General features: G+C 67.1%; 20 protein-coding genes. 4 read left to right on the plus strand and 16 right to left on the minus strand.

Annotated elements, in window-relative coordinates; all coding sequences use genetic code 11:
• Positions 1 to 475 precede the first annotated feature (475 nt).
• The 7 genes from WEB06_05855 to WEB06_05885 form a co-directional block, all read right to left on the minus strand.
• Positions 476 to 904, minus strand: coding sequence for a MaoC/PaaZ C-terminal domain-containing protein (locus tag WEB06_05855; GenBank protein ID MEX2555139.1), 429 nt, complete (start codon positions 902 to 904; stop codon positions 476 to 478).
• A complete protein-coding gene (locus tag WEB06_05860; GenBank protein ID MEX2555140.1) occupies positions 901 to 1,392 on the minus strand; it encodes a MaoC family dehydratase N-terminal domain-containing protein in 492 nt (163 codons plus the stop codon). Before WEB06_05860 ends, WEB06_05855 begins: the two co-directional genes overlap by 4 nt.
• A gap of 13 nt (positions 1,393 to 1,405) precedes the next feature.
• Complete coding sequence (gene fabG / locus WEB06_05865) at positions 1,406 to 2,161, minus strand: 3-oxoacyl-ACP reductase FabG (GenBank protein ID MEX2555141.1); 756 nt, start codon at positions 2,159 to 2,161, stop codon at positions 1,406 to 1,408.
• On the minus strand, positions 2,154 to 2,579 hold the full coding sequence (locus tag WEB06_05870; protein ID MEX2555142.1) for a Zn-ribbon domain-containing OB-fold protein: 426 nt from the start codon (positions 2,577 to 2,579) through the stop codon (positions 2,154 to 2,156). Before WEB06_05870 ends, fabG begins: the two co-directional genes overlap by 8 nt.
• Positions 2,576 to 3,745 carry a thiolase domain-containing protein gene (locus WEB06_05875; GenBank protein MEX2555143.1) on the minus strand — a complete coding sequence of 390 codons (1,170 nt, stop codon included), beginning with the start codon at positions 3,743 to 3,745 and terminating at the stop codon, positions 2,576 to 2,578. Before WEB06_05875 ends, WEB06_05870 begins: the two co-directional genes overlap by 4 nt.
• On the minus strand, positions 3,742 to 4,974 hold the full coding sequence (locus WEB06_05880; GenBank protein MEX2555144.1) for a CoA transferase: 1,233 nt from the start codon (positions 4,972 to 4,974) through the stop codon (positions 3,742 to 3,744). The genes WEB06_05875 and WEB06_05880 overlap by 4 nt, the downstream gene beginning before the upstream one ends.
• A 78-nt stretch (positions 4,975 to 5,052) precedes the next feature.
• Positions 5,053 to 5,817, minus strand: a complete 765-nt coding sequence (locus WEB06_05885) for an enoyl-CoA hydratase/isomerase family protein (protein MEX2555145.1) — start codon at positions 5,815 to 5,817, stop codon at positions 5,053 to 5,055.
• 120 nt (positions 5,818 to 5,937) lie between these two features.
• On the opposite strand from WEB06_05885, the gene WEB06_05890 reads away from it, so the two are divergent.
• The 3 genes from WEB06_05890 to WEB06_05900 all read left to right on the plus strand — a co-directional run bounded on the left by WEB06_05890 (position 5,938) and on the right by WEB06_05900 (position 9,537).
• Positions 5,938 to 7,149, plus strand: coding sequence for an NAD(P)-dependent oxidoreductase (locus WEB06_05890; GenBank protein MEX2555146.1), 1,212 nt, complete (start codon positions 5,938 to 5,940; stop codon positions 7,147 to 7,149).
• 11 nt (positions 7,150 to 7,160) lie between these two features.
• Positions 7,161 to 7,820 (plus strand): alpha/beta fold hydrolase, encoded by a 660-nt coding sequence (locus WEB06_05895; GenBank protein ID MEX2555147.1) that lies wholly within the window; start codon positions 7,161 to 7,163, stop codon positions 7,818 to 7,820.
• A 73-nt stretch (positions 7,821 to 7,893) separates the two neighbouring features.
• Positions 7,894 to 9,537 (plus strand): thiamine pyrophosphate-binding protein, encoded by a 1,644-nt coding sequence (locus WEB06_05900; GenBank protein MEX2555148.1) that lies wholly within the window; start codon positions 7,894 to 7,896, stop codon positions 9,535 to 9,537.
• A gap of 20 nt (positions 9,538 to 9,557) precedes the next feature.
• Here WEB06_05900 and WEB06_05905 read toward each other — a convergent pair whose 3' ends face one another.
• The 9 genes from WEB06_05905 to WEB06_05945 all read right to left on the minus strand — a co-directional run bounded on the left by WEB06_05905 (position 9,558) and on the right by WEB06_05945 (position 20,980).
• Positions 9,558 to 10,334, minus strand: a complete 777-nt coding sequence (locus tag WEB06_05905) for an enoyl-CoA hydratase/isomerase family protein (protein MEX2555149.1) — start codon at positions 10,332 to 10,334, stop codon at positions 9,558 to 9,560.
• The gene (locus WEB06_05910) at positions 10,331 to 11,905 is read right to left on the minus strand and encodes a carboxylesterase family protein (protein MEX2555150.1); all 1,575 of its coding nucleotides are present in this window, start codon (positions 11,903 to 11,905) and stop codon (positions 10,331 to 10,333) included. The genes WEB06_05905 and WEB06_05910 overlap by 4 nt, the downstream gene beginning before the upstream one ends.
• A complete protein-coding gene (locus WEB06_05915) occupies positions 11,902 to 12,810 on the minus strand; it encodes an NAD(P)-dependent oxidoreductase (protein ID MEX2555151.1) in 909 nt (302 codons plus the stop codon). The genes WEB06_05910 and WEB06_05915 overlap by 4 nt, the downstream gene beginning before the upstream one ends.
• The gene (locus WEB06_05920) at positions 12,807 to 14,081 is read right to left on the minus strand and encodes a CoA transferase (protein MEX2555152.1); all 1,275 of its coding nucleotides are present in this window, start codon (positions 14,079 to 14,081) and stop codon (positions 12,807 to 12,809) included. Before WEB06_05920 ends, WEB06_05915 begins: the two co-directional genes overlap by 4 nt.
• On the minus strand, positions 14,078 to 14,827 hold the full coding sequence (locus WEB06_05925) for an enoyl-CoA hydratase/isomerase family protein (protein ID MEX2555153.1): 750 nt from the start codon (positions 14,825 to 14,827) through the stop codon (positions 14,078 to 14,080). Before WEB06_05925 ends, WEB06_05920 begins: the two co-directional genes overlap by 4 nt.
• A 107-nt stretch (positions 14,828 to 14,934) precedes the next feature.
• Positions 14,935 to 16,683, minus strand: a complete 1,749-nt coding sequence (locus tag WEB06_05930) for an ABC transporter permease subunit (protein ID MEX2555154.1) — start codon at positions 16,681 to 16,683, stop codon at positions 14,935 to 14,937.
• A gap of 8 nt (positions 16,684 to 16,691) precedes the next feature.
• Entirely contained in the window at positions 16,692 to 17,912 is a 1,221-nt protein-coding gene (locus WEB06_05935) for an ABC transporter ATP-binding protein (GenBank protein MEX2555155.1), read from the minus strand.
• Positions 17,913 to 18,034: 122 nt separating this feature from the next.
• The gene (locus tag WEB06_05940) at positions 18,035 to 19,123 is read right to left on the minus strand and encodes an extracellular solute-binding protein (protein ID MEX2555156.1); all 1,089 of its coding nucleotides are present in this window, start codon (positions 19,121 to 19,123) and stop codon (positions 18,035 to 18,037) included.
• A 156-nt stretch (positions 19,124 to 19,279) separates the two neighbouring features.
• A complete protein-coding gene (locus tag WEB06_05945; GenBank protein ID MEX2555157.1) occupies positions 19,280 to 20,980 on the minus strand; it encodes a thiamine pyrophosphate-binding protein in 1,701 nt (566 codons plus the stop codon).
• 138 nt (positions 20,981 to 21,118) lie between these two features.
• On the opposite strand from WEB06_05945, the gene WEB06_05950 reads away from it, so the two are divergent.
• Complete coding sequence (locus tag WEB06_05950; GenBank protein MEX2555158.1) at positions 21,119 to 21,889, plus strand: GntR family transcriptional regulator; 771 nt, start codon at positions 21,119 to 21,121, stop codon at positions 21,887 to 21,889.
• Positions 21,890 to 21,891: the final 2 nt, after the last annotated feature.

The raw sequence follows: 21,891 nt of genomic DNA on the forward strand, positions 1-21,891 counted from the left end.
CTCCCCGTGCGGGATCAGCGGCTAGCGCGGACCTGATTGGTGAGGGAACTTCGGATTAGACAACGCTGTTCGAGGCTAGACGCGAGGTGGCAGCTGGAGCGGCCACCCGTTCTCGTACGCCGGCCAGTGTGTCGACGCTCACGCGAGCGCGCGCAAAACGCCGGCTCGAGTCGGACTCGTAGGCGAGCTCCTTGACGCTGGCCGCGACGATGACCCCTCCTGAAACCGCCGACGCACAGGGTGACACCGGCGTCGAGAGCACAACCTCCGTAGTGATGGAACCCGGCGGCCCTGCACAAATCAGGCCCTGGGATGGGATTAAAAGTCTTGACCCCACAGCTGCAGCGCGAAGCAAGAGGCTGAAAGTGCCTGCGGCTGATTGATTGATTGATGCCAGCAGCTAGCTGCAACGACGTGCACCTCGCGGAGACAAGCCGGTACTCCAGACGGTACTCCGCACTGGTACTTGGGCTACCTAGTTCCGGGGCGAACCGCCCGACACGATCGTCGCTCGGCCAGTGAGTACACAGACCTCGGCACCTCGCTGCATCTGGAGCTCGATCGTCACCTGGCAGTCTCGGCCAGCAACTTCCTCGACCGAGGACACCCTCCCGCCGCAGGTCACCATGTCCCCGGGCGCGATCGTGTCTTTGAAGCGGACCAGAAGCTCGCGAACGCTCTCCGGGCCGAAGAGATCGACGCAGTATGTTCCGACGTACCCGGCTTGGAGCATGCCGACGCTGATGACGCTCTCATACCCGGCTTCGCGGGCGAAGGGCTCGTCGTGGTGGATCGGGTTGAAGTCGCCGCTCGCACCCTGGTAACGGACGATGTCGGTTCTCGTGATCGGACCGAACTCCCTCGACGGGAGCTCCTGGCCCTCCGCCAGCTCACTCAGCCTCATGCGGAAGCACCCGTCTCGATCGTCGTCGACCATGCCTGGGCTACGAGTCGTCCGGTCTCGTCGGTGAAGTCGCTGACGATACGAGCCAGTCGCATGGTGCCTCCGCGGCGACCATCCTTCTCGTTGACCGACTCGACGCGGATCTCGACTACGAGCCTGTCGCCGGCGCGAGGCATGGACCCGTAGAAGCGGTACTCCTGTTCCCCGTGGAGCACGCGACGGAGGTCCATTCCGAGCGCCTGGTACGGCCGCGGAACATCAGGAGGCTGCCAGAGAGCGGCCGACGCGAGGAACGTCGGAGGGATCGGCGGGCGCTCGTCGTTGAAGTACGCGGAATGCGTCGCGCCGGTTGCTCGTGCGAACTCGCGAATCTTGCCTCGCTCGATCATCATCTCGAACCGCCCGAGGACGCGATTGGTGGTGCCGTCTTCGTTCCCAGGCGTCGCCACCGGGCTAGCGTCGCGGGTCGAATCGTCGGGCGCCGTCACGCGGCTGTCCTCCTCACGGAGCGCCGCGGACGTGGAGTGTCTGGCCTGTGACGTAGCCCGAGTCGTCTCCGCAGAAGAACGCGATGACCGATGCAATCTCGTCCGCCTGGCCCACGCGTCCGAGCGGGAGGCGTTCCGCATAGGCGCGCGTGATCTCCCCGTAGTCCTGTCCGGTTCGCTCGGCGATCGCTCGCGTCATACGAGTGTCAATGAAGCCCGGAGCGACAACGTTGACGCGGATGTCGAAGCGCCCGAGCTCGATCGCGAGCGTTCGGGCGAGTCCCTCGATGCCGGACTTCGCCGCCGAGTAGTTCGCCTGACCGCGATTACCTCGTGCCGACCCCGAGGAGAGAAAGACCATCGCCCCGCGCTTACGGGCGACCATCTCCCGTTGCGCCGCCTGGGCGCAGAGGAAGGTGCCCGTGAGGTGCGTCCGGATCACGGAGTCCCAGTCCTCGTCGCTCAGCTTGTGGATCAGATTGTCGCGCGTGATCCCGGCGCAGGTGACGAGGATGTCGAGGGAGCCGAAATCGCCGACGGCTCGGCTGACTGCGGCCTCGACGTCTTCCCTACTGGTCACGTCGCATGAGACTGCGAGCGCGCGTCCGCCAGTGGCGACGATCTCGTCGCGGACCTCCCCCCCGGGTGCACTCTCGAGGGCGGCGAGGACGAGGGCTGCGCCTTCTCGCCCAAAGCGCCGCGACGTGGCCGCGCCGATGCCGCGGCCGCCACCCGTCACGAGCGCCACTCGACCGCCAAGATCAGCCATCTGCGACGGTCTCCACGGGGGTGAAGCGGACGAGCGCCGTGCCAGTCCCAGTATCGGCGAAGCGAACTTCCACGAGCTGGCCGATCCGGAGCTTCTCAGAGTCGCAGTCGACGATGTTGGTCAGCATGCGTGGCCCCTCCTCGAGCTCGACGTAGGCAAGGATGTACGGGCCGATGCCTTCGTACGGGCCCGTTCCACGGTGGTTGATCGTGAAGCTGTAAACGAGTCCACGTCCGCTTGCCTCGAACCAGTCGAGGTTCGAGCTTGAGCAGTCGGGACAGATGCCGCGCGGATACCAGACGACAGCCGCGCACTCGGAGCAACGCTGGAGCCGCAGGCGTTGCTCGCCCGTCGCCTCCCAGAACCGACGGGCTTCGGGGCTGACGACTGGCTCGGGCCTCGGCAGCTCGCCCGTCATGCGTCCTCCCGACCGAGGATCAGCGTCGCGCTCCCCATACGCGTGCCCAAGGATCCGCCCGTGCCGTGGGCGAGCGCGAGCTGGCAATCCCCCACCTGCACGGCGGGATTGGCCTCATCCCGAAGCTGGCGGACCGCTTCGATGATCTTCGTCATGCCACCCCGATTGCTCGGGTGGTTGTTGCAGAGCCCACCCCCGTCCGTGTTTAACGGGAGCTCGCCGTCCGGGGCACGCAGCGCCCCGCTCTCCACGTAGGGGCCACCTGCGCCCTTCTCGCAGAAGCCGAGGTCCTCGATCGTTTCGAGGACGGTGATGGTGAACGAGTCGTAGATAGAGGCGTAGTCGATGTCCTTCGGAGTGGTGCCGGCTTCCTCGAATGCCAACGGGCCGGACCAGACGGCGCCGGTGTACGTCAGGTCGACCCGGCCGTTGTCTGTGTGCTTCGGCGACTCTCCGTGGCCGAGGATCTTGATGCAGTCGCGTTCGAGGGCCTGTGCGATCTCGGGCGCGACGACAACGACTGCGCCGCCGCCATCGGTGACCACGCAGCAGTCCAGGCGGTGGAGGGGGTCGCTGACCATCGGCGACTCGAGCACTTCCTCGACCGTCACCTCCTTCTGGAGGAGCGCGTTCGGGTTGTGCTTGGCGTGGCGCGACGCGGTGACCTTGATCTCTGCGAGCTGCGCTGAGGTTGTGCCGAACTCGTGCATGTGGCGCTTAGCTGCGAGCGCGTAGAGCGAGGGAGTCGTGGGGCCGTACGCCACTTCGAATGATGTCTCCGGCGCCTGCGGGTCGCCCATGCTCCCTCCCGGCGGCGACCCACCGGTCCGCGGCTTCCCTGCCAAGGTAACCAGGGCGACCCGGCACTTCCCTACGGCGATCGCTGCGGCGGCGTGACCTACGTGTGCGACGTAGGACGAGCCGCCGCTCTCCGTCGTGTCGACGTACCGGGGACGCATGCCCATGTACTCGGCCATCGATATCCCCCCGAAGCCGGGTGCGTCGGCTGCGCAGAAGTAGCCGTCGACGTCGTCCAAGGAAAGCCCGGCGTCAGCGAGCGCTCCGAGCGCGACGTCCGCGTGGATCTGCGCGAGCGACGCATCCGGGATCTCCCGGAGCGGATGTTCGAAGGCGCCCGCGATGAACGCCTTGCCGCGAATGCTCACGGCGATCCACCATCCTGTCGAACGACGCCCGACGCGAGTAGCGCCCCGATCTCGTCGTCCTCCAGCCCGACCCAAGAGCGAAGAACCTCTCGCGTGTGCTCGCCGGGGGCGGGTGCGGCGCCTGCCGCCGGACGTTGCTCGTCGTCGAAGCGCATCGGGTTCCCGACGACGGTGGCGACCACGCCTCTCGGCGCAGGGTACTGGATGATCATGTCCCTGGTCCGAGCCTGTTCGGAGGCTGCGATCTCGGCCGGTCGAGCGACCTCAGCGGCGGGCACTCCGGCGTCGGTCAGCGTGCGAACCGCGCCGGCTCGATCCTGATCCGCCAACCAATCTTCGATGCCCGGAAGGATGATCGAGTCGAAGTGCTCCGCCCGAAGCGGCCCCGAGGCGAGCCGCTCGTCCTCGAGCCAGTCCTCGCGCCCGATTGCGTGGCAGAAGCGCCGCCAGATCCGCTCGCCGACGACGGAGATGCTCATGAAGCCGTCGCGGGCGCGGAAGACGCCCGAGGGAGCCGAGCCGAGATCAGCTGCGATGCCGGGAAGGATGTCGTCACCAAGCATGGCCGACATGCCGATCGCACGCTCGTTCATCGAGATCATCGCGTCGTACATGGCCATATCGATGCGCGCGCCGAGACCGTCGGCCTCGCGCCGGTAAAGGGCCATCGCGATCGCGGCGCTCGCGAGCGCGGCCGGATAGATGTCCCCGACGGGATAACCGGCAATTGTCGGACGCTCATCGCGCGAGCGGTAGATCAAGGTTCCGGCCGTCGCCTCCACGATCGGCGTGAAGGCGGCATAGTCGCGAAACGGGGACTCCGAGTGTCCGAAGCCGGTGATTGAGCAGTAGACGAGACGCTCGTTGAGGGCCCTGAGCCTGGACCAGCCAAACCCAAGCCTCTCGAGTACGCCCGGACGGAAGTTCTCGATGAGCACGTCGGCTTCATGCACGAGCCGCTCGAACAGCCGTTGTCCTTCCTCGCTCTTCAGTTCGAGGCAAATGGACTTCTTGCTGCGGTTGAAGCGGAGGAAGTAGACGGCGACCTGCGCGTTCCCGTCCCCCAGCATCGGCTCGAGCGCCCTCGTCTCTTCCCCTGACAGCGGCTCCACCTTGACGACCTCGGCTCCCTGATCAGCCAGGAGCATGGTGCAGTAGGGCCCGGCGATGAACCGCGTAAGATCGAGGACGCGGACGCCGTCGAGCGGTGGCTTACGCTCGCTGTTCACGCCTCCGCCTGCCGTGTCTCAAGCGACCGCCGCCGCTGCCTCCGATCATGGCAGGGAGAGCCCTTCACTCGGAGCTCGCTATCTCCCCTCGAACTGCGGCTCGCGGCGCTCGAGGCGGGCTTGCATGCCCTCGACGGCATCACGGCTGTCGAGCGCTGCCCGGACGAGCGCGTCTTCGCCCTCGCGGGGGGTGCCGATGCCGGCCTCTCCGATGCTGGCGAGCGCTGCCTTGACCGCGCGCAGGGAAAGCGGCGCGTTGCGCACGAGGCGGTTCACGACTCGGTCGACCTCGCCGGCGAAGCGCTCGTGGGGGACGACGGCGTTCACGACGTTGTGCTCCGCGAGCCTCTCGGCCGAGATCGGGTAGCCGAGAAGCACGAGCTCCCGGCCGAGCGCGGGTCCTGCGCGGTCGATCGTGCGACTCGTCAGGATCCAGGGAGGCGCGATTCCGAGCTGGGAGAGCGGCATGCCGAGTCGCGCCCCTTCGGCCGCCACGATCAGGTCGCAATGGAGGGTCATCATGGCGCCGCCCGCGATGGCGTCTCCCTGCATCGCCGCCACGATCGGGAGCGGATAGACACGCATCGCCTCGCAGAGACGAACGAGCGGGCTCTCCTGCGGCCAGCCCTTCTGGATCCGCTCGGAGAGATCAACGCCGGCGCAGAAGACGCGTCCCTCGCCTCGGATCAGCACGACACGCTCGTCGGGCTCCGGCTCGGTCTCGAAGGCTGCGACCAGCGCGTCGAACATCGGAGGCGACAAGGCATTGCGCTTCTCCGGGCGATCGAGAACGATCGTCTTGACCGCCCCGCCTCGTTCGAACTCAACTCTGACGTGTTCCAACAGTGATCCCCTTCCGCTCGACGATTCGCCTGTGCCAGCACCCGGCGCGCGAGCAATGTATACCACGGTATGCGATGACCATGTGCACGAGCCTGCGCGTCTTGTGATGGACCGGAAACCGTGAGGATCGCCATCATCGGGCTGGGCGCTATGGGTCAGCCGATCGCTCGTCGCCTCGCGGCGGCCGACGCGCTCGAGCTCACCCTCTACGACGTCGATCCCGCTCGCGCGGACGCGCTCGCCGGGCTGGGCCGCAGGGCGACTTCGGTTGCCGACGCGATCTCGGACGCAGATGTCATCCTGACGATCCTGCCCGCCGACGAGCACGTCCGGTTGGTCGCGGACGAGCTAGCCCCTTCCGCCCGGCCGGGGCAGGTATACGCAGACCTGAGCACCATCGCACCCGGCACCATCGAAACGGTCGCTTCCACGCTCGCAGATGTCGGAGTAGCGGCGGTCAGTGTCTCGATCACGCGCGGCACGCAGGCCGCGGCGGCAGGAGAGCTTGCGCTCTTCGTCAGCCGCGACGAGCCGGCGCTCCGGCCGGCCCTCCAGGCGATCGCCTCCGAGCTGCGGTTCGTCGAGGGACTCGGCGCCGTCAAGGCGCTGAAGATCGCGAACAACATTGTCGTCGCCTGCAGCAACATCGCGATCTGCGAAGCGCTCGTCCTCGGCAAGCTACTCGGCCTCACTCCGCAGGCGATCGCGACGCACCTCGGCGAGCACGGAGCCGAGAGCTGGGTGCTCAGCAACCACATCGTCGCCTTCGTTCTCCCCGGAGATCTTGGGCCTGGCCACTTCAGCACGCTGAACATGGCGAAGGACGTTCGCCTCTTCCTCGAGCTCGCGGATGAGCGCGGAGTCGTGTCACCGATGGCCGGCGTCGCTGCGTCCTGTTATCGCGGGACGATCGCGGCTGGATTCGGCGAGAATTACCACCCGATCGTGATCCGCTGGCTCGAGCGGATCGCGAGCGCAGCCACGAGACTTCGGCCTTTGGCACGATCCGAGGCGGAGGTGCTGGCTCGGATCGCACGGGGTGTTACCGCCGCTCAGGCGATGGCCAGTCTCGACGCGCTCGTCCTGCTTGATCGGTTTGGCATCGATTCGCATTCCGCGGCGGGCCACCTCGCGAAGGGCTCTGCAGGCAACGCCACGCTCGCGTCCGTCGCGCGACACGCTGGCCGCGACCATGGAGCGTACGACCCTGGTGCCTCCTCCGAGGCGCTCCAGGCCATCCTCGAGCTCGCCGAGGAGGCCAGCGCTCCCCTCTTCATGCACGAGGCAGCCCGGACCGCCGCGCTCCTCGCAAGCTCGCTCGATCGCACGTGAGTTCCACGGCGGTGACCTTCGGGCTTGTCCACGGAGGCGCGCACGGCGCGTGGTGTTGGGAACGACTCATCCCCGAGCTCGAGCGTCGCGGTCACCGCGCGATCGCGATGGACCTGCCGTGCGAGGACGAGGGGGCCGGCGCCGCCGAGTACGCGACCGTTGTGGTCGATGCGTTACGCGAATTCGAGGAGCCGGTCGCGCTCGTGGGCCACTCGCTGGCAGGGTTGACGATTCCCCTCGTGGCACACGCTCGCCCCGTGCGTCGCATGATCTTCGTCTGTGGCCTCCTTCCAGAGCCGGGGCTCAGCTTCCGAGACCAGCAAGCGGCAGAGCCGGACATCCTGTTCCCGTACAAGGGCGGGCGAGCCGGCCTGCGCGACCGCTTCTATCACCACTGTGCCCCTGAAGATGCGGACCGGGCGATGGAGCGCATCCGGGACCAGGCTCTCAAGCCCTACGTCGAAGTCACTCCACTAAAGGAGTGGCCGGGCGTTCCAGCCGGCTACGTGCTCTGCACGGAGGATCGCGCCTCCAACCCGGCCTGGAGTCGTCGCGTGGTGCCCGAGCGGCTCGGGATCCGACCAATCGAGCTTGTGGGCTCCGACCATTCTCCGTTCCTGAGCCGGACGAAGGAGCTCGCATGCGTGCTCGAGGACCTGGCGACGAGCTGATGTACGCATCTGCGTGCAACCGTATACTCGCACGGCGCGTGGCTCTCCCTGCGAACGTAAGACTGGTCGCTCGATGAAGGTCTTCCACGCCCTCGCCGAGGCGTTTGTGGCCGAAGGAACCTCGATGGTCTTCACCATGATGGGCGACGCCAACATGCACTGGCTGAACGCCGTCTACGAGCTCGGCGTGCGGATCGTGGACGTCCGGCACGAAGGGGCGGGGTTGGCGATGGCCGACGGCTGGGCCCGTGTGAGGGGCGAGCCCGGGGTGTGTTCGACGACGAGCGGACCGGGGTACGCGCAGCTCGCGACGACGATGGTCGTGGCCAGCCGCGCTCGCTCCCCGCTCGTGGCCTTCTGCGGCGACGTTGCCGTCAGCGACGACGAGAACGCCCAGGTCTTCGACCAGCGGCGCTTCGCCGAGGCGACCGAAGCGAGGTTTGTTCGCCTGTCCTCTGCCGACGACGCGCAGAAGGTAGTCCGGACCGCCTTCTATCGCGCCCGCCTCGAGTCCCGGCCGATCGTGCTCAGCGCGCCCGAGGACATCCAGCAGGAGGAGTTCGACGAGCAGGAGTACGTGGCGTCGTCCTCGTTCTTCCCGCAAGCTCCTCCTGCGCCGAATCCCGAGCGCCTGCGAGCCGCAGCGGAGATCATACGGGCGAGCGAGCGCCCCGTCCTGATTCTGGGAAGAGGCGCCATGCAGGCGGGAGCCGGCGAGGTCGCCCGCCGCCTAGCCGATCGGATCGGTGCCCTTGTGACGACCACACTCGTCGCCAAGAACTGGCTCAACGACGACGACTACCACGCCGGCATCTCCGGCGCGTACGCGACGAGGACCGCGCTCGAGCTCTTGCAGGAGACCGACTGCGTCATCGCGGTCGGGGCGAGCCTGAACCAGTATACGACGGGGCTCGGCTTCGCCTATCCGCTCGCGCGCTATATCCACATCGACTCCCGCCCGCACGTCGTCATGGGTGGAGGCCGTGCGGCGGAGTGCTACATCCAGGCGGATGCCAAGCTCGGGCTCGAGGCGCTCGACGAGCTCTTGTCGGCGGAGTCCGTCCGCTCCACGGGCTACCGGACGCGCGAGGTCAAGGAGCGGCTGGCAAGTGCTCTCTATGACGAGTCAGTCGTCGAGCTCGAACCGGGGACGGTGGATCCGCGCGCCGTTTGCCACCTCCTCGACAACCTGATCCCGCCCGAGATGGGGCTCGTGCTCGGCAGCGGACAGCAGGTGCGATTCGGGACGATGCTCCTGCAACGGCAGCGGCCTTTCATCGTCGCGCAGCATCACTTCGGCTGCATCGGGCAAGGATTGACGACGGCCATAGGCGCGGTTCTCGCCACCGGGACGCCTGCGTTCCTGATGGAGGGGGACGTGGGGCTGATGATGCATCTCGCCGAGTTCGAGACCGCGGTCCGCTACAAGGTCCCCCTCCTCGTCGTCGTCATGAACGACGAGGCAGTGGGGGCGGAGCTCCACAAGTCGGCGGCGATCGGCCTCGACAGCTCCCTGGCCGAGATTCCCACTCCCGACCTCGGGCAGGTGGGTGTCAGCCTCGGCGGACGCGGCGCGCTCGTCCGGTCGATCGACGCTCTGCGAGAGGCCGCCGCCGCGTTCGTCGAGGACCCTGGTCCGATGCTGATCGACGTCCGGATCTCGCGAGAGGTGCTGAGCATCCCCTATCAGCGCATGTACCGCGACGCAGACGTCTGAAGACGGCGGCGGGGCCAGGCTCAGCGACCGAGGAAACGCGGCTCGCGACGCTCGCGACGCGCGAGAACGCCTTCCTTGCTGTCGTCGCTCTCCTGCGCGCGATGGATGAGCGCGACGACCTCGCGGTGCGAGGCAGGGACGTACAGCTCCGCGTTCAGCGTCGCCTTGATCGCGCGCATCGAGAGCGGAGCGTTCTGCGTCAGGCGTTTGAGGAGTCGGTCGAGCTCGCCCTCGACGACCTCGGCGGGAACAGCCGCGGTAATCATCACCGCGCCGAGCCGAGTTGCTGGCTCGAGGTCTCCCATCAGAAGCAGCCGGCGAGCAAGCGCAGAACGCGCCGCAGTTTCCACCTGCCGCGAGAGCGGCCATGGGGGTACGAGCCCGAGTTGGACGGCTGAGTTCCCCACCTTGGCGTCTTCCACGGCGACCACGAAGTCGCAGTGGGCGACGAGCATGAAGCCGCCTCCGATCGCCGCGCCACTCAACACAGCCACGACGGGGAGTGGGTAGCGCCACACGGCAGAACAGAGGAGCTCGAGAGGGCTCCGGCTCTCCTCGAGCGAGCCTTCCGAGCGCTGCCGGAGATCGACGCCGGAGCAGAACACCGGACCTTCCGCCCGTAGCACCGTGACGCGCTCCTGAGATTTCGGCTCTCGAGTGAACGCGTCGGTTAGCGTGGAAAACATCTCGTGCGTCAGGGCGTTTCGCTTCTCCGGACGGCACAGAGTGATCGTTCGAACCGCTCCACCGTCTCCGACCGCGATACGAACGTCGCCGGCTCTCTCGCCCACGCTCATGGGTGACCAGTGGCGAGCGCAAGGGGATTCGAGCGCAGGTCTCGGAGATGACGACGCTCCGCGCCGTGAGGGTCGTTCTCGACATGCGGGGCGACGTCAAAGGTCATCTGCGATCTCCGCTGGGGGTCGTAGCGGGGCCACTCCGGCACGCCTGAGGCGCTCGGCGCTCCATGGCGCATGAACGCCACCCAGCAGGAGCTCATGCGACGGGCGAGGTCGAGGCGCTCCGGACGGCGACCGGCGAGTGGCGTTCGCCGAGCGATGTCGAAGACGAACGGCAGCTCAACCGCGTGCGGAGACATGAGCTGACCAGGAAACGCGGTCTCGGGCGGCATGGGGACGTCGAACGTAAACTCGTATGTGAAGACGGGCGAGTTGCTGAGCGCAAGCTTCCGCTCGGACAACAGCACCGCGCGCTCCCGCGCGGTAGCGGTCGCGACGTCGACGAGCAGCCGGGCGCAGGAGGCCTCCGGATTGCGCTCCGAGAAGAACGCGATCACGTCGTCGGCACCCTCTCCGAAGCCCGCTGCGGGATGGGTCGCGACACGGCGACGAAGGCCGTCCTGGTCGAGTGACGCAAATTCCGGATCGGAGTCGAACTTGAACGTCGCCGCGTCGTCCTTCGTCGTCCCAATCAGCAGCGGGATGCCTGTGGTGGTCGGTGCTGCGACGGGATCGAACGGATGAGCGGGCATCGTCACCTCGTCGCACACCGGCCGGAAGCGGAACGAGCCGCCGAGCTTGGTCAGCGCGCCTGTGTCCAACTCCTGAAGTCTGCGCGCCTCCCCAGCTGCGAGGCCGCAGCGAGCGAGAACCTCCGTCGCGGTCACCCTCGCCTCCTCAGGCTCGATCGCCCGGAGCGAGACCACGCCGCTTTGGATCACAGCGCGGTGGAAGAGCCCTCGCGCGCTCGGCATCGCGAGGAGGGTGGAGACCTTCGCTCCGCCACCTGAGTGGCCGACAATCGTGACGTTCGTCGGGTCTCCGCCGAAGGCCTCGATGTTGTCGCGCACCCATTCGAGCGCAAGGCGGAGGTCGAGGACGCCTGCGACCCCCGAACCTGCCCACTCGTCTCCGGCAACCGCGTCGAGGTCCAGGTACCCGAGGATCCCGAGCCGATGGTTGAGGGTCACGACGACCACGCCGTGCCCGCGAGCGAGCCCGTCTCCCGCGTTCAGCGGGCTCGACCCGGAGCCCCAGGAGAAACCGCCTCCGTGCAGCCAGAACAAGACAGGCCGCCTCTCGCCATCGGCGAGCCCTCCCGTCCAGACGTTCAGCCGCAGGCAGTCCTCGGAGAACTCGGTGGACTCGTCGATGCCCGCGTAGGCGAGCCAGAGCGGCGATGCTGGGAAGTAGGCTCGGTCGGCAGGCGTGAGCGTCGGCGGGCACGAAGGGCCGAACGCCGTCGCGTCCGCAGGCCTCGTCCAGGGTTCGGGCGGCACTGGCGGGCGGAACCTTCGCGGTCCCCACGTGGGTGCGCCGTAGCGAACTCCCTTGAAGCAGAGGACGCCGTCGTCGACGAGCCCCTCCGTACGGCCCGAAGTCGTTTCCGCGATCGCGGAGCGGCTCATCTGCTCTGCTCGTCGGATCGAGTGCCCGCTCGAAGAGACCTGCCTGTCCACTCCTCCCAGAGGAGGGCGATCGCCGCGTAGTCGAGGCGTCCGTGGCCCGCGGCGACGGCGAGCTTGTACGGAGCATGAGCCCCGCGCAGAGCGTGGAGCGGGACGCCGGCATCCTCAGCCATCCGCAGCGCGAGCTCCGAGTCCTTGAGCGCCGCCTCGGTCGGCATTCCTCCCTCAAAGTCGCCTTCCAGCACTCGTTCGCGAAAGCGATGCTCGAGCGGCCGTAGAAGGCCGCCGTCAGGGCTCGAGAGGAGGTCGGCGAGGACGTGCGGCGGCACTCCCGACGCCTCGGCGATCGCCGCCGCCTCGAGCAAGACCACCATCACGGCGTGCGAGACGGCGTTGTTGGCCACCTTGGCCGCCATCCCGCTCCCGAGCCCGCCGAGCCGCACCTGCCGCGGGGCGAGCGCATCGAGGACCGGCGCCGCGGTGTTCACCGCTTCGTCACTTCCGCCGACCAGGAGGATCGAGCGGCCTTCGCGCATCTGCGCGACTCCGGAGAGTATCGCTGCCTCGACGAGAAAGAGACCTGCTTCGCGGCAGAGGGGCTCGAGAGCCAACATGTCCCGAGGCGAGACCGTGCTCGTCTCCACGACGACGCCCCCGCGAGCCACGTGCGCCGCGACCTCCTCGACGATCTCTCGCGACGCTGCAGGCGATGGGAGCGAGAGGACGACGGCCTGTGCATCCCTGGCGAGCTCGACAGGCGACGCGGCGGCCGCGACGCCGAGCTCGGCCTCGAGCGCTCGTGCACGCTCGTACTCGAGGTCGTAGACGACGAGCTTCATCGCCTTTACGAGGCGCGCCGCGATTGCCGATCCCATGTTCCCGCACCCGCAGAGCCCGACCTTCACGGCTTCGACGGCCTCCAGTCCGCGACGACTCCTTGCGCGATGAGCTCGTCGACTTCGTCGGCGCGATAGCCGCCGATTGTCGTCAGTACGTCGACCGTATGCTCGCCTGGAGCCGGGACGGGTCCCGGAGCTGCGAACCTCAGGGGCGAGATCCGTATCGGGCTTGCGACCGTGCGGATCTGTGCACCGGTGTAGGAGGACACCTCCCAGAGAAGGTTCCTCGCCTCGGTCTGGGCGGAGCCGATGACGTCGAAGGGAGTCGCCACAATGCCGGCCGGCACGCCGTGGGAGACGAGGCGCTCGACGGCCTCGGCGCGCGTGAGCGGTGAGAGCCACTTCTCGAGGGCTTCCCCGAGCTCGGCTTTCATGGCTTCCGCTCGAGCCGAACCGGACGCGAGGTCGGTACGGCTCGCGAGATCCGGTCGTCCGATAGCCTCGCAGAACCGCCTCCACATCTTCTCGCCGAGCACAGCAATGCAGATGTGGCCGTTCGCCGCACGGAAGATCCCGAATGGGGCGGCATAAGTGAGCGCTCCAGTGGACAGCATCTCGACGCCCGTCGCCGCCGACATCGTTATCGCATTCTCGTTCAGCGACACGAGCGCGTCGTACATCGCCATGTCGACGTGCGCCCCCGTGCCCGTGCGCTCGCGCTGGAGAAGCGCCATGCAGATCCCCGAGACGGCGAGCGCCGCCGGGTAGAGATCACCGAGCGGCGCCGACAGGCGAACGGGCGGATCCTCCGACCGAACTCCCCGGCCGACGACCCCCGCGCTGACCTCGGCGAGGATCGCGAAAGCGGGATCGTCACGACGCGGACCGGGCGTGTGACCGTACCCGGAGATGCTGCAGTAGACGATGCCCGGTGCGCGCTCCGAGAGAACGGAGTACCCGATTCCCATGCTCTCGAGCACACCGGGCCGGAAGTTCTCGACGACGACGTCGAAGGCGGGCGCAAGCTCGAGCACGATCTGCCGACCGCGCTCCGACTGCAGGTCGACACACACGCTCCGCTTCGACCGATTGAAGCGGTGGAAGTAGCCCGACGCCTCTCCGGAAGGCGTGTCGATCTTCGGATCGAGCTGACGCGTCTCTTCCCCCCCGATCGGCTCGATCTTGACGACCTCGGCGCCGGAATCCGCCAGGAGCATCGTCACGTACGGGCCGGCGACGAAGCGGGTGAAGTCCAGCACACGGATCCCCGTGAGAGGGGGTTGGTCCGACTCCAAGTCGCCCGCGTGCGACGTGGAGCTCGGCGACCCGTCGGTCATCGCCCGGCGTACTGCGGCATGCGGCGCTCGAGTCTCGCCTGGACACCCTCCCTTCCATCCTCGCTGTCGCGGGCGGCCGCGATCAGCTCGAGCACATGTTCGTGCGGGGCTTCGACGTAGCCCTTCGCCGAGAGCGTCGCCTTGATCGCCCGCAACGAGAGGGGCGCGTTCGTGGCCAGGCGCTCGACCACCCTCTCGACCTCCGCGTCGAGTTCCTCGGGCGCGACGGCGGCGGCGATGGCGTCCGCCTCGGCGAGGGCAGAAGCAGGCATTGGGTCGCCGAGAAGCACGAGCCGCTTGGCCAGCGCCAGCGGCGCGAGCTCGACCAGCTTGCGCGTCAGGGGCCAGGGAGGAGCGAGGCCGATCTGCACTAGTGAGACCCAGAAGCGAGCCTCCTTCGCCGCCACGACGAAGTCGCAGAAGAGCGCGAGGAAGGCGCCGCCGGCGATCGCATCGCCCTGCATTCGAGCGACGACGGGCAGGGAATACTCCTCGATGGCGATGCAGAGCTCGTCGAGCGGGGGCGCCCCGTATACGAGACGCTCGTTAAGGTCGATACCGGAGCAGAACACATGCCCTTCGGATCGGAGAAGCGTGACGCGTTCCTCTCGCGGAGGCTCGACACGGAAGGCTTCGATCAGCTGCTGGAACATCTCGCCAGAGAGAGCGTTTCGCTTGTCCGGGCGGTCGATCGTGATCACCCGGACGGCTCCGTCGCGTTCGTTCTCGATCCGAATGTGGTCCATCACACTCCCTCTGCTGGTCGTCGGCTTGACACGGACGGGCTGTGTCCGAGAACGCAGCCGCACGGCCGATAGTACACCGTTGTATACAAGAGCTGCAGTTGCATCGTTCAGCGCCGTCGGCCGGGTCCCCGGCCGCTCAGTAGCAGCATGAACCCGGCGATCGCGGCCAGGTTCACGAGGGTGATGAGCAACGCGAAGCTCGCCACCTTCGGATACGACGCGAAGTTGTAGAGGTCGAGCATCACGAAGCCAACGACGGGCTGGTCCGTACTTGCGAGGATGAGAGAGCCGTTCGTCTCGCCGCTGACCAGCACGAACATGAGCAAGAAGGCGCCGATCAGCGCGGGACGCGTGAGCGGAGTGACAACGCTGAGGAGCGTCCTGCTGTCAGATGCCCGCGACAGCTTGGCCGCCTCAACTACGTCGCGTCCGATCTCGTGCTGGGCGCCGGTCGTCATCACCGTCGCGAAGGGCACGAAGAAGATGAAGTAGGCAAGGAAGAGAAGCCAGACCGAGCCTCCGAGGCGGAACGGGGGCCCGCCGAGCGCGACGAGGAGCGCCGTCGCGAGGAGGACGTGCGCGATCACAGCGGGGGTCTTCGTCAGCCCGTCGACCAGATGCCCGAGCCCCGGAAACACGCGCTGCCCGTAGCTCAAGATCTGCGAGACGACGACGAGGGCCACCGCAGTGACGATTCCGAGCAGGATGCTCGTCCTCATCGCGCCGCGAATCACCTCGTCCTCGAGCGCTTCGCGGACGTTGCCGACCGGGCTCCAGCTCTCGGGCCAGGTGTTCGACCAGAACTCGACCCCGGCGACGTAGGCGAGTCCGAGGACGGGCAGAACCACCGCCACGAAGGCGTAAACGAGGAAGATCGCGCGCCCAACGGCCCTCCTCCAAGGGCCGAGCCGCACGTGAGCGCCCATCGAGGCGCGTCCACCGATCACGGCGAAGCGACCCCGTGCCGCACTACGGCGCTGCAGAGCCCAGGCGAGGAGGACCGGGACAAGCATGAGGATTCCGAGGAGGAACGCTTGCCCGTAGGCAGGAGGGGTGCGATTCGCGACAAGGTCGACGATGATCACCGAAAGGATGTGGATGTTCGCGCCGGTCCCGATGGTGATCGGGACGGAGACCATCGCCACGGCGACGATCAGACACATGAGGAAGGCGGTGATTAGCGCCGGTCGGAGCGCGGGCAGGACGATGAAGAAGAGGATTCGGAGCGGTCCTGCTCCCGAGAGGGTCGCGGCCTCCTCCAGCCCGCTGTCCAAGTTCCGCATCGAGCTCGAGATCACGAGGTAGCCGAATCCGCATAGGAACACGGTGTAGAGGAAGATCAGGCCCTGCCAGCTGTACACGTCGAGCGGCCCGCTCTCGAGGCTGATACCTACGCCGTCGAGCGCGCCGCGAATGAGAACGTTCAACGCACCGGCGTTCGGGCTCGCCAGGAAGAGCCAGCCAAGCGGTAGGGCGATCGCTGGCATGAGGAACGGGATGAGCGGGATCACGCGTCCTGCCGCTCCGATCGAGGCGTCGGTCCGCTCGTTCAGCCACGCCAGGATGGCGGCAACCAAGGTCGCGAGGAAGGACGAGACGGTGACGAGAATCGCGGTGTCCACGATGATCGGCTGCATGACCGGATCGGTGAAAACATCCGACCAGTAGTACGACGGTATGCCTGTCCCGTACTCGTCCCAACTCCAGAGGGCAAGGCGGACCATCGGGATGACGACTGCGGCAGCGACCGCGAGACCGACCAGCACCAGAACGACCTGAAAGCCGCTCGGCACGTGAAGCCGAGGGCGACGCCTCGGCCGGGAACGCTCGAGTGAAGAGTGGTCGGCGACGGCCATGTCGCCTCTCAGCGCTCGCGCATCGCCTGCAGCTTCTCGGCAGCGATGGACACCGAGACGGAGTCGTCCTCGCGGAAGACCTCCTGACCCTCCGAGCCCAACCAGCAAAGCAGGCGAATCTCGCCGATCTTCACGACGCACTCCGTGTGGGAGCCGACAAAGCGCATCGCTTCGATGCTCCCTTGCCAGGTGTTCGAGCCAATTCCTGCACCCTCCGTCTCGGAGTCGGCTGCCGATGCGCGCAGGACGGCGAAGTCGCCGGGGCGTCCGAAGGCGACAAGCTCTTCGCCCGGCCGTGGCGCAGCGTCACCTCGTTGCAGCCAGATCGCCTGAACCGTCCCCATCTCCCCGGATCCGAGGAGCCGACTCGCAGCCGCGTCGTAGGCCCCGACCGTGAGCGGAATCTCGTTGCTCTGGCCGAGGAAGCGGGCGACGTCGATGTCGCGCGGATTCCTGTAGAGCTCACGTGGCTGATCGAGCTGGGCGACTCGCCCGTGCGACATGACGGCGATTCGGTCGGCGAGCTCCATCGCCTCGGACTGATCGTGGGTGACATAGATCGCCGTGAACCCGAGGCTCCTCTGCATGCGGATGAGCTCGAGCCTGAGCTTCTCTCGAACCTGCGCGTCGACGTTCGAGAGTGGCTCGTCGAAGAGCACGATGCGCTCGCCGACGACGAGCGCGCGGGCGAGCGCCAAGCGTTGCTGCTGCCCGCCGCTCATCTGGCTCGGATAGCGACGTGCCAGATGGCCGATCCCGACGGTTGTGAGGATCTTGTCGACTCTTGGGGAGATCTCCGACCGCTTCGCGCCCCGGCACCGAAGTGGGAAGGCCACGTTCCGGTACGCCGTCATGTGCGGCCAGAGCGCGTAAGACTGGAAGATCATGTTCACGGGGCGTCGCCCCGCTGCTACCTCGACCCGGCGCTCCGCGTCGAACGCGACTTCGTCATGGATCCGGATGGAGCCGGTGTCCGGGCGCTCGAGGCCGGCGATGGTTCGCAACAGCGTTGTCTTTCCACAACCGCTCGGGCCGAGGAGGACGAGAAACTCGCCCTCGAAGATGTCGATATCGACGCTGGCGAGTGCTTGCTCACCCTCTCCTCGGCGCTTGCCGAAGCGCTTGGAGAGGCCGCGGATCGAGATCGCGTAGTGCTCTTCGCCTCCGGGCGGCGCGGGGCGCGCTTCTCGAGGTCCGGGCGGGGCCTCGAGCACACTGCCCGACGTCATCGCCCACCGCCTCGGCGGCGCACGGAAAGGCCCTTGAAGGGGCTCGCGTGGGAAGGGTGGGGGGGAGGCCACGCGAGCCCCTTGGGCCTACGCTCGCCCACAGTCCTCCTGGAGATCGAGCGTCACCTCGACAGGCCGAGGAGGGAGAGAATCTGCGCCTGGTTCGCCGGCGAGACGTTGGAGCTGACCGTGTTGTAGCGGTCGCCGATGGGCTCCGACCCCGCAATCGTCACGTTGGGGAGTACGGACACCCCGCCCTGCTCGTTGAAGATTCGCTGGCCCTGCGGGGTGAGTAGCCAGTTCACGAACAGCTTGCCGCCTGCGGGATTCGGTGACCGGGCGCTCACGCCGACGTTCCACGTGAACCCGAAGTCGGGGCCCTGGGGCGTAATGAGTCGCACTGGAGCGTTCGGGGCGCTCGAGAGCAGTGGGGTCATGTGCAGGATGTTCGCGCCCACCGCGACGTCGGCCTCTCCGGCGGCGACGCTCTGCACTCCCCCGACCATACTCGCCACGACGCGGGGCCGCTGGGCGGCGATGCTGCGCAAGAAGTTGTCTCCGTACGTCTTGCGAAGTAGCTGCCATATGCCCATGTTGACCGGAACGGTGCGCGGGTCGCCGATGATCATCCGCCCCTCGAAGCGCGAGTTCGTGAGCGCCTGCCAGGTGTTCGGAACACTGCTGCCGGTCAAGCGGTTGGTGTTGATCACGACCCCGTTGACGCGTGAAATCCCGACACCGACGCTTCCGTAGAACTTGAACTTCTTGGCCAGCGTGTAGAGGCTCGGCGCGTCCTGCCAGGTCCGCATCCGCACGGTCCAACCTCGCTGGAAAGCGTCAGCGAAGAACGGCGGGTTGGAGATGATGACGGCGTCGGCGACGAAGTTGCCGGCCTGCGCTTCTGCGTTGTAGCGAGCCGCTAGTGGGCCGGACACAGCCCTTGTGAAAGTCGCGTGGATCTTGTAGTTCTTCTCGAACGCATCGGCGAGCTTCTGTGCGGTTACGGGGTCGGTCGATGTGTAGAAGTGGATATCCCCCGCTCGGCGGGCATCGGCCACCAGCTTTGCACCGACCGCCTTCAGCTGTTTCTTCGTCGGCTTCTTCTGAGCTGTCGCCGCCTCACCAGCGCTTCCGGCCGACGCCGAGGACACACATACGACGGCAAGGGCGAGTACGGATACGAGGACGTGGCGCATTGTCGTTCTATGCATGTAACCCTCCTAAGTCGTCACCGGCGCCTTCCTCAACACCGGCCTTCCAACGGTCCAGCCGCCATGCTGCACACGCTTGTGCAAGTCTGCATACCTTTGTGTACCGCAAAGAGGTGCCAGCCACTTTACGACTGCGGATGACGGATGTCAATGATGTCAATGAGGTGTGTCCTGGTCTGATGGCTGCCCGCGATGCGGGAAGGAGTCGCGACGGAAGCTCGTCATCGTGTCGGGATCCACTGGGACCTCGATGACGGTCGGGGTCGCAGCCGCGAGCCCCTCGGCCACCGCCGAGCTGATCTCCTCGGGGTTCTCGGCTTTGACTCCTCGGGCGCCGTACGCGCGAGCGATGTCGTCAAACGCTGGATTGACGATGTCGGCGCCGATGTACCGCCCCTCGAAGAAGTCGCGCTGGTAGGCCTTCTCGGCACCCCAGCAGCCGTTGTTGAGGACGACCGTTACGGTCGCGAGGTCGGCGGCCAACGCTGTGCCGATCTCCACCATCGACATACCGAACCCCCCGTCGCCCATGATGCTGACGACCGGGCGATCCGGAGCCGCCGCCCTCGCCCCGAGGCCGGCTGCGTAAGAGAAGCCCACGAGACCGAAGTCGAGCGGCGTCAGGAGCGCAGGTGGCTCGAAGGTCTGCATGACGTCCGTTGCCTGCAACGAGATTGTCCCCGTGTCGACAGTGACGATCGCGTTTCGCGGGAGCACCTCCTGCACAGCCGTGAAGACGGTCACCGGATGGAGTGGGTTAGTCCTCTCTTGAGCGAGCTCGGCACGGCTCTCGAGGAGCGCCCGGCGTGCTTCGGTTGCCCGAGAGACCCACGCGGAGCGTGTGCCGGCTTCGGTGATCGCTGGCAAGAGCGCCCGCAACATCTCGCCGGCGTCGGCGACGATTCCGAGCGCTATCGGAAAGTAACGACCGACAGCCGTCGGCTCGATGTCCACCTGGATGATCCGGGCCTCGGCCGACAGGTTGTCGTGCTTGAAGAGTGTTGTGTTGTAGCCGAGGCGTGTGCCGATCGCCAGGATCACGTCAGCCGTTCGTGAGAGTTCCGTCGCGACCTCGTTGCCGCGCGGTCCCACCTGTCCGACGTACAGGGGATGGTCGTTGGGAACGACGTCGCCGTTCCCGGCCGACGCCGTGATCGGAGCGCTCAGCTTCTCGGCAAGGCGGGCCAGCTCGGGTGACGCTCTCGACCACTTCACGCCCGCTCCGGCGATGATCAGTGGACGCTCGGCCTCGTTGAGCAGGTGCGCCGCTCGCTCGAGCGCGACGCTCCCCGGCGCGACGGTGCTGTCGCGCAGCTCATCCTGCACCGGTCGATACGCGAACTCGATCGGCTCGGCGAGCAGATCGCCTGGGAGGTTGACGAGGACCGGTCCCTTGCGGCCCGCCTGGCTCGTCAAGAACGCCTCGCGAAGGTACTCGGGGATGCGCGCCGCCGAGTGAACAGTGAGCGTGCGCTTCGTGATCGGGGTGAAGAGCGCCTGCTGGTCGACTTCCTGGAAGGTGTGGCGGTCGAGTTGGGCCGACACTGTATGCCCGGCCAGCACGACGACAGGTGAGAAGGCAAGCCGTGCCTCGGCCACCCCCGTGACGACGTTGGTGGCGCCAGGTCCCGGCTGGCCCGCGAGAACGACGCCAGCGCGGCCTCGGATGCGCGCATACCCGTCTGCCATGTGTACGGCGTTCTGTTCGTGCCGTACGCCGACGTAGACGATGTCCGGGGAGTCGTAGAGCGCGTCGAAGATTTCGAGCGTTGCGGTTCCGATGACGCCGAATACGTGGCTGACGCCTTCCTGGCGGAGAGCCTCGACGACCGCCGCACCCCCGGATAGCTTGGACATGTACGCCTCCCCAGAGTTTCCCGGACGAGCGGTACTGTATACCGTCGCGTACAGAGCCGATGGAGGAAGGCTAGAGCGTGGGCGTGATCCTCGTCCGACGATTGCAGATGCCTGTGTACAGCTGTACGCTGAACGCTCATGGCACGTGACCCGTCCAGCGTTCGTAGCGCGAAGAATGGTGCGCCCACCGCCGAGGAGGAGGCGCTCGTCGCACGCTGGAAGGAGGTCTCCGCCATGCTCGACGGGGCTCGCTCGCGCGCAGAAGTAATCATGACGACGCTGTCGGGTGCCATCATCGACCGCGAGCTTCCGCCCGAGTGGCGATTGCGGGAGGAGCGTCTGGCCACGCTCTTCGGAGTCAGCAGGACGCCGATCCGCGAAGCGCTCGCTGGGCTCGCGAACTCCGGGCTTGCCCGGCGCGACGACCGCGGCTCGCTCCGAGTCGGCTCGATCACGCCAGAGCAGATCCTCGACGTGTACGCGGTCCGCAAGAGCCTCGAGGGCCTGTCGGCGGCGCTCGCTGCGGAATCGGCGTCGCCGAGGGCCGCGGCCCATCTCCGGCAGATCCAGCGTGCCTGCGAGCGCGCGGTCGAGCTCGGCGACTACGAGGCGTTCGCCACTGCGAACAGCGAGTTCCATCTCGCTCTCGCTCAGGCGACGGGGAACGAGCTACTTACTCGTTTCATCGGTGATGTGGAAAATTGGGTGAAGCGCTTCCCGACGACGACTCTCTCGTTTCCCGGTCGGCCGGACTCTGCGCTTGCCGAGCACGAGGCCATCCTCGAGGCGATCGAGGGCCGCGATCCCGAGCGTGCCGAGCAGCTGGCGCGCAAGCACATGAGCGTCGCCGAGGAGATCCGCATGCAGATGCTCTTCGGCGACTCGTCACCCGGAGCGAGCGACCGCTAGTC

Source organism: Actinomycetota bacterium (assembly GCA_040905475.1).
In the GTDB taxonomy this organism is placed as follows: domain Bacteria; phylum Actinomycetota; class AC-67; order AC-67; family AC-67; genus DATFGK01.

Bases quoted from the DNA above. Each gene is read 5' to 3' on its own strand.
- WEB06_05855 (MEX2555139.1), bottom strand. From the start codon at position 904: ATGAGGCTGAGTGAGCTGGCGGAGGGCCAGGAGCTCCCGTCGAGGGAG.
- WEB06_05900 (MEX2555148.1), top strand. From the start codon at position 7,894: ATGAAGGTCTTCCACGCCCTCGCCGAGGCGTTTGTGGCCGAAGGAACC.
- WEB06_05930 (MEX2555154.1), bottom strand. From the start codon at position 16,683: ATGGCCGTCGCCGACCACTCTTCACTCGAGCGTTCCCGGCCGAGGCGT.
- WEB06_05870 (MEX2555142.1), bottom strand. From the start codon at position 2,579: ATGACGGGCGAGCTGCCGAGGCCCGAGCCAGTCGTCAGCCCCGAAGCC.
- WEB06_05940 (MEX2555156.1), bottom strand. From the start codon at position 19,123: ATGCATAGAACGACAATGCGCCACGTCCTCGTATCCGTACTCGCCCTT.
- WEB06_05935 (MEX2555155.1), bottom strand. From the start codon at position 17,912: ATGACGTCGGGCAGTGTGCTCGAGGCCCCGCCCGGACCTCGAGAAGCG.
- WEB06_05910 (MEX2555150.1), bottom strand. From the start codon at position 11,905: ATGAGCCGCTCCGCGATCGCGGAAACGACTTCGGGCCGTACGGAGGGG.
- WEB06_05925 (MEX2555153.1), bottom strand. From the start codon at position 14,827: ATGGACCACATTCGGATCGAGAACGAACGCGACGGAGCCGTCCGGGTG.
- WEB06_05950 (MEX2555158.1), top strand. From the start codon at position 21,119: ATGGCACGTGACCCGTCCAGCGTTCGTAGCGCGAAGAATGGTGCGCCC.
- WEB06_05945 (MEX2555157.1), bottom strand. From the start codon at position 20,980: ATGTCCAAGCTATCCGGGGGTGCGGCGGTCGTCGAGGCTCTCCGCCAG.
- WEB06_05920 (MEX2555152.1), bottom strand. From the start codon at position 14,081: ATGACCGACGGGTCGCCGAGCTCCACGTCGCACGCGGGCGACTTGGAG.
- WEB06_05905 (MEX2555149.1), bottom strand. From the start codon at position 10,334: ATGAGCGTGGGCGAGAGAGCCGGCGACGTTCGTATCGCGGTCGGAGAC.
- fabG (MEX2555141.1), bottom strand. From the start codon at position 2,161: ATGGCTGATCTTGGCGGTCGAGTGGCGCTCGTGACGGGTGGCGGCCGC.